The 6,582-nt window shown below is 60.6% G+C and carries 6 protein-coding genes and 2 pseudogenes; 6 read left to right on the top strand and 2 right to left on the bottom strand.

The genetic code is table 11. From position 1 onward, the window contains the following. Positions 1 to 110: 110 nt before the first annotated feature. Positions 111 to 380 (top strand): annotated as a pseudogene (locus tag KHO23_RS34690) (DNA-binding protein); the annotation flags it as partial. 123 nt (positions 381 to 503) lie between these two features. Here KHO23_RS34690 and KHO23_RS35315 read toward each other — a convergent pair. Together KHO23_RS35315 and KHO23_RS34685 are read right to left on the bottom strand one after the other, a co-directional pair. Further along, positions 504 to 701, bottom strand: a pseudogene (locus KHO23_RS35315) (MerR family transcriptional regulator); the annotation flags it as partial. 80 nt (positions 702 to 781) lie between these two features. Continuing rightward, complete coding sequence (locus tag KHO23_RS34685) at positions 782 to 943, bottom strand: hypothetical protein (RefSeq protein WP_211617519.1); 162 nt, start codon at positions 941 to 943, stop codon at positions 782 to 784. Between the two features lie 484 nt (positions 944 to 1,427). On the opposite strand from KHO23_RS34685, the gene KHO23_RS34680 reads away from it, so the two are divergent. The 5 genes from KHO23_RS34680 to KHO23_RS34660 form a co-directional block, all read left to right on the top strand. Then, positions 1,428 to 2,057, top strand: a complete 630-nt coding sequence (locus KHO23_RS34680) for a hypothetical protein (protein ID WP_211617518.1) — start codon at positions 1,428 to 1,430, stop codon at positions 2,055 to 2,057. Continuing rightward, on the top strand, positions 2,054 to 4,051 hold the full coding sequence (locus tag KHO23_RS34675) for a DDE-type integrase/transposase/recombinase (RefSeq protein ID WP_211617517.1): 1,998 nt from the start codon (positions 2,054 to 2,056) through the stop codon (positions 4,049 to 4,051). The genes KHO23_RS34680 and KHO23_RS34675 overlap by 4 nt, the downstream gene beginning before the upstream one ends. 27 nt (positions 4,052 to 4,078) lie before the next feature. Further along, positions 4,079 to 5,059: an ATP-binding protein gene (locus tag KHO23_RS34670; RefSeq protein ID WP_211617516.1), complete on the top strand. Its 981-nt coding sequence runs from the start codon at positions 4,079 to 4,081 to the stop codon at positions 5,057 to 5,059. After that, positions 5,025 to 5,678 carry a hypothetical protein gene (locus KHO23_RS34665; protein ID WP_128576714.1) on the top strand — a complete coding sequence of 218 codons (654 nt, stop codon included), beginning with the start codon at positions 5,025 to 5,027 and terminating at the stop codon, positions 5,676 to 5,678. The genes KHO23_RS34670 and KHO23_RS34665 overlap by 35 nt, the downstream gene beginning before the upstream one ends. Positions 5,679 to 5,778: 100 nt before the next feature. After that, a partial coding sequence (locus KHO23_RS34660) for a phage integrase family protein (protein WP_328822028.1) occupies positions 5,779 to 6,582 on the top strand: 804 nt, incomplete at its 3' end.

Here is a 6,582-nt window from a genome sequence, read left to right as displayed (position 1 = left end):
TTTGACGCATGGCATCGTTTCACCGAACTCACCCAGAATCCGTCAGCCGTCTGAGCAAATACGCGTCCTCAGTAGATTTGCGCCGTCGCTCAGCCAACGTGACAATGCCGTATCGCGAGGTATGCGCGCTGCTGTTCTTTCGTTATGGCATCACGCCGACCGCCAACCGACTGTACCAGCTGGTCCGGCGCGGCAGTATGGGCACGCCCACGGCCGTCCTCGGCGAGTTCTGGATGGAGTTGCGTGAGAAGAGCCGGGTGCGCATCGACCATCCCGATCTGCCCGCCGATCTCGGTGCGGCCGCGGGCGAGCTGGTGGCCACCCTCTGGACGCGTGCCACCGCGGCGGCCGGGGTCGCGCTTGACGGGGCGGCTTCAGAAAACGGAATTTAAACCACGTTAAGCCGATTTTCATATCGCTGGCTGGGACCGCGAGCAGATCTTGGCCCGACCAGGAGGGCCGTCAAGAAACGCGCTCTTTCATTCGCTAAGGCCGGCCAGCCATCAGCGGACATCAGTCTCGCGTAGCTCTTCGCCTCGCTGCAGTGATGCAATCAACGGACACAACAAGTTACCCCTGCGCAAACGGCAAGCGCACACGAGTTGCGTGAGGACCGCTTCCATGCGCCCGAGGTCGGCAAGCTCGTCCTGAATATCCCGGAGCTTGTGTTCGGCGAGGCTGCTCGCCTCGTCACAGTGACTCTCATGTGGCAATCATCGCGGTCACGAGTTCGGCATCGTGTCCCGAACACGCGAGGTCAAGCTTTACGCCGTTGGGCAAATTAGTCCACAGCCGTGCCGGCGTCCCTGATCGTGGCGACAAACGCGATGGCACCGGCACTGATACGGGCCGCGCCGCGGGTGACGAAACGAGCACCCGCCGCACCATCGATCGCGACGACCGGCAAGTGAGCTGACGACGCGACCGCCATGTCGTCCCTCACGGGGCCATTTCACTGTTCGCGCAGCCGAACCCATTTGTGCAACTGGTTAGCATTCACCCCAGCCTTCAGGGCCAGCCCCGACAGCGATGCGCCCGGTCGTCGAAGCCGGTCAGGCCGGGCAGGCCAGGCCATTGATTGGCTTTGGGAGAAGGAGGCGCGCGACGGACAAGCTATCGATCGTCGGCTGGCTTCGCAGGTCTTTGCGCCTCGGCGTTCTGAACAGCGCGGGATGCGACGCGTTGAGCGGGCCGTCAACCTCGAATGGTCCTGCCCGCGCCGTATCTTGGCTTGACCCAGTATCCGTTTCCGTAGAACGCAATAAATCTGTCAATCCGGAATGCTTGTAAAGGCTGACTTCCACGGCGCGAATTGACATGTTTATTTCCAGTCCGAACGAAATAAACTCGTCAATCCGCATAAGTCCGCATTAAATTCGTCAATTCGCGTCCTAGACTTCGAATTTTCTCCGTAAGCCACTGATCTTATGGACAATATTCTCGATTGCCAGCCAGTCGCACTCGACCGTCCCCGCGGCGCCCATCGCCTTGAAGCGTTCAGCCTGAAGGCGGCCCGACGACTGACGCTGTACCGCCAGTCCGCGCTCGAGCAGTGGGTAATCCTGGAGGCAGATCCAGCGGTCACGGCATTCTGTGAGCGACCGGGTTTTATCCAATCTGAAGGGAAACGCTATCTCGCGGATTTTTTGGTGCGTTACTTTGATCGTCAAGAGTTAGTTATCCTATTCGATTCGAACTCCGAGCCGCCTGTAAAGCCAGACGCGGTCCTCGACAATGCAGGACTGACGGTCAGGTCGATTCAGTCATCTGAAATTGCTGCCTCGCGCGCGTGGATAGCGAACTGGAAGCGAATGCTCCCTTGCCTCGTTGCCACGCGTGGACTTGTACCTCCGTCGCTCAGCAGCGCGATTGAGCGGTTTGTTGCTCGTCCGCATCGGCTACTTTCGATTGAGCGCGAGTTCACGACCGGGGATCCAGTTCTCGTGCGTGCGGCAGTTTTCGGCTTGCTGCATGCCGGCCGTGTGCAGGCACCGGAACTACGCACGCACGAATTGTCGCTGCTCACGGAATTTGTCGCCGTTGGAGAACAGTCGTGAACCGGCGGCGCACTGATTTTCAGGCTCTGGACGTCGCCGCATGGCCTGGCATCGCCTATACGGAATTCGGGGACGAAGATCGTCGCGCTTTCCAGCTTCGTGTGAATGCCGTCGAGCGTTATGCGCGAGGAGAGTCCATCGGGGATATCGAGCTGGCGACAGGCGTGAACAGAAGACAGCTCTATCGTTTGCTTGACAGGGGATTGGCACAGCATCCTGACGGGCGCATCTTCGGGTTTCGCGCGCTCCTGAAACACGTGCGGATTTCGGACTATGTGAGGACAAGTCCCGTGAAGGTTCACGGTGACCGCGGTAGCCGCGGTGCCGCAGGTGCCTTGTCGCTGCTCTTTGAGCGATATCCGACGCTGGCAGCCTGGTTGCTATTGCAGGTGAAACAACGCCGGGTACTGCTGCAACAGGTCGGCACGGACGGCCGTCTTCGCACGCGCTTGCGAGGCCTGCGATCGCTGCATGACGAGTTCCTGCGGCAATGTCGCGCTGTTGGACTTACTGCGGCGGACTACCCCTTCAACACGGCGGGTCACGCGATCCGCTCGCTATCGCAGAGACTGAAAGCAGAGATGCTTCGCAGTTTCGGGGCCGCTGCGCGTTCGGCGGGCGCATCGCATCTGAAAGGTCTGCCACGGCACGACGAGAATGCGACGCCAGCTGCGACGCGGCCGTATCAGGTCGTCGAGTTCGACGGGCACCGGCTCGATATCCGTCTGAAGGTGCTCGTGCGCGACCCGCTGGGCTTCGAGTACGAATTCGAGATCGAACGCGTATGGCTGCTGGTGATCATCGATGTTTGCACGCGGATGGTGTTGGGCCACCACATCGTCCTCGCGCGCGAATACAGCCGTTACGACGTGATCAAGACTGTAGAGAAGGCGCTTGAGCCGCATCTGAAGCGTTCATTTTCGATACCCGGGCTTGACTATGGTCCGCATGAGGGCTTTGCGTCCCATCGTTTTCCTGAACTGGCGTGGGCGACGTGGGAGTGGATCAGGCTCGACAACGCGAAGGCGAATCTTGCGCATGAAACGCTCACAGCACTCTGCGAGTTCGTTGGCTGCTGTGTCGATGCTGGACCGAAGTACAGCCCGGACGAGCGTCCGTACATCGAGCGATTTTTCGGAACGGTCGCCAGCCGGTTTTCTTCGCGGTTGCCAGGCTATACGGGTTCCCATCCGCGCGACCTGCGGCGTGAACTGGCCGATCCGAAGGGCGACCTGCGCCTCTACGTGTCGCTCGATGAGCTGGAGGAACTGGTTGAATATGCGATCGCAAGCTATCACGGCACCCCGCATGCCGGCCTGAACAATGTCACGCCGCTTGAGGCGATGGAGTATTTCATCCGTGGCAAGCAGGTCATGGTGACATGGCTCGCTGAATATCACCGGCGTACGTTGTGCCTGATGCAATCCGCCCGCCATTGCAGCGTTCGAGCGTATCTGCCGCAAGGAGTACGACCGCACATCAACCTGTACGGGGTGCGATATACGAACGACGTTCTGGCTTCCAGCACCCAGTTGATAGGCAAGAAACTGCTGCTGTATCTGAACGCGGACGATCTGCGTAGCGTGCGGGCGTTCCTGCCAGACGGCACCGAGCTGGGCGTCCTGAATGCGCAAGGTGCATGGGGCGTGATGCCACATAACCTGAAGCTGCGGCAGGAAATCCTCAAGTTGCGCGGCAGACGGCGACCCCTCGCCGGAATCGACTCGAATCCGATTGAAGCGTACGTCCAGGCCAAACTCGCGCAGGCGAAGAAGAGCCGCCGGGCGGCGAATGACCTGGCGCAGACCGTTCGGGTACTGGCAGGTGCGCCGACCGTTCGCACGCCAGCCGGGCCAGTGCGCGCCGCGGCGCCCCCTGCGGCATCCGCCGTTATGTCCGTCGTTCAGAAGCCCGCGGGCGTAGCCCCGGCACCGACCCCTCGCACTGGGGTTCGCGTGCGTAAGCTCTCGATCGGCTCAGGCCAGGTGTTCTAACCCGTAATCACAAACTGGAGGTGCATCATGTCAGTTGACGTACCGAGACCGATCGATCCATCGCTGCATCCGCTTGCGACCGGCAACTACCGCATTGCGACTCCTGCGATCCAGGCATTCTACGAGCTCGTGGTCCGGTGTTTGCACTACAGGATCATGGGAGCGCTGATCTACGGGCCGTCCCGTATCGGCAAGACGCGAGCGATCGAGTACGTGAGGCTGCTGCTGGCGCGCAATTATCCGAAGATGACCAGCTATCACGCGCAGTGTGAGCATAAGCCCCGGCATGCCGAAGGCCCATTCTTTGCGAATCTGCTCGAGGCGGTCGGGGATCCCGATCCCAACGCGGGTTCGAACCCGTCGAAGCGGATGCGACTCTCGCTAAGAATACGCGAGGCGGCCGCCCGCGCCGGCAGCGGTACCGTACTGCTCTTTTGCGACGAAGCACAACGCTACAACGAGAACGAATATGAGTGGCTGCGCGATGTCCACGATGCACTGGACCGTCAACAGATCAAGCTTTTCACATTCCTGGTTGGTCAGCAGGAGCTTCTGGCACAGAAGACCGGCCTGCAGATCGCAGGAAAGACGCAGATCGTCGCGCGACTGATGGTCGATGAGCTGTCTTTCTACGGTATACGCGACGCGGAGGACGTGGCTACCTGTCTCGATGGCTATGACAGGACGGCTTACCCGGAGGGCAGCGATTGGAGCTTCACCCGCTTTTACGTCCCTCGCGCATTTGAGACCGGATATCGTCTGGTCAGCGACGCAGGCGTTTTGTGGCACGCGTTTGAGTCTGCACACCACAGGGCGAATCTGCCCGGCAGACTCGGGATACCCATGGAATCGTTCGCCAGGGCTGTCGAGATCGTGCTTAAGGAGAGTGAACTGAAGGACGGCCTTCAATACACGCCAGATGCGGCGCTATGGGCGCATGCGGTCCATCACTGCGGTTACGTCCAGTCCCGTCATGCAACCGGCCGCGTTCTCGTCGCCGCCGCGTAGCGCAGCATTGCTGCGAGCGCCGCGCTTTCCGATCCTCACACTTGACGAGCGCAAGCTCACGCCTGCGCTGGGCTATGTCTTCAGCAAGAAGTGGATTGATCCCTGTGAGTCGCTTATCTCGATCCTCTGGAAGTTTGAAAAGGCGAATGCTCTACCAGGCCACGTGGTCGCACGACTGATGGGGCCGGACATCGATCCCTACGAAGGTGTCGTGCCGCAACTGGGTCTGATTGATATTCGTCGGCTGCATGAAAGTCTTCCCGTACCAATCAAAACGCTGCATGCGTCGCTGCTGCAGCCGACCCAGCGGCGACGTTGCAGCGGCGTTTTCCGCCACTGTCGCCGTTGTATGGCACATGGCTACCACAGCGTGTTGCATCAGTTGGAAAACATCTACGCCTGCCCGGCGCATCACCGATCACTGGAAACGGCGTGCCGGCGCTGCGGTTATGAAGCGCCGTATGTGGCGAGCGTACGGCTCCTGGAGGCACCATACCGCTGCGCGTATTGCCGCGCAAGCTACGGCGGTCAGGGCTGGACACCCAATACACCGCAGCCGATGAAAGCGGAGTATCGCAAGGCCTTCACGCGGCGGTATTTCGAGTGCTATTTTGGCTGACCGCGACCAAAATCGCCGCTCTAAAAGGTGACGGAATTCGCATCTATTAAGATAATCCTTCTTATCGCAATGGCCACATTTTTACACTAAACTCCAATACATGAAAACGCGTCAGTACCAGGCCTCCGCGCAAGCCGCTGCACCGGAATCACCAACGTTTCCCGATGCGGACAGGCTCGCTGCGTTGCGCGGCTGGTATGCGGGTCTTTCGTCCCGGGCCGCGGTGGACCGGTACCTTCCGCACGGCAGGGCTCCGGGCGAATCGGCACGCGGCATTCTCGGCCGTATCCGCCAGCAACTTATCGCGTTCGCCCGTCAGCGCCAACGTGCCGACGTTGCCGATTTCCTGCGGCACCCTGCCAACGAGCGGGTTGAGCGTGCGGCAGTGGTCGCCCACGCGATCGAGATCCTTCGCCTGCTGCCGGCGCCGCAGCCGCAGATTTCGGACGATATCGACCTGTGGCTACCACCCCGCGCCGTGCGCGTGCTGCGTATGCACGGCATCATCACCCTCGCGGATCTCACGGTGCGCGTACCGCGTCGGCGCCGCTGGTGGAGCGCGATTGCCGGTCTTGGCCAGACAAGCGCCCGGCAGATCGAGACGTTTTTCGAGGCCCATCCGCAACTGACGGAACGGGCGCGCGCGCTAATCGCCGTGACATCACCGGGCATAGTCGTGCCGTGGGAGCGGCTACGGCTACCGCATCAGGTCGACGGCTCGCACGGCAGTTTTCGTGCTCCCCGGCGGGCCTGTACTCTGGACGCCTCCAACGATTACCAAGCGGTGCAGGCATTACGCGCAAGAGAAAAACAATGGACATCAGCCGGAGCCTTGAAAATGCTGGAATCAGCAGTCTGCGGAGTGTCCATCAGATCAACCGAAAGAGTGGACAGGTCGACCGTC

This window comes from Paraburkholderia haematera, assembly GCF_905220975.1.
Taxonomy (GTDB): Bacteria; Pseudomonadota; Gammaproteobacteria; order Burkholderiales; family Burkholderiaceae; genus Paraburkholderia; species Paraburkholderia haematera.
Note: the sequence above shows the minus strand (reverse complement) of the source record. Positions and strands in the feature narration are given on the sequence as shown.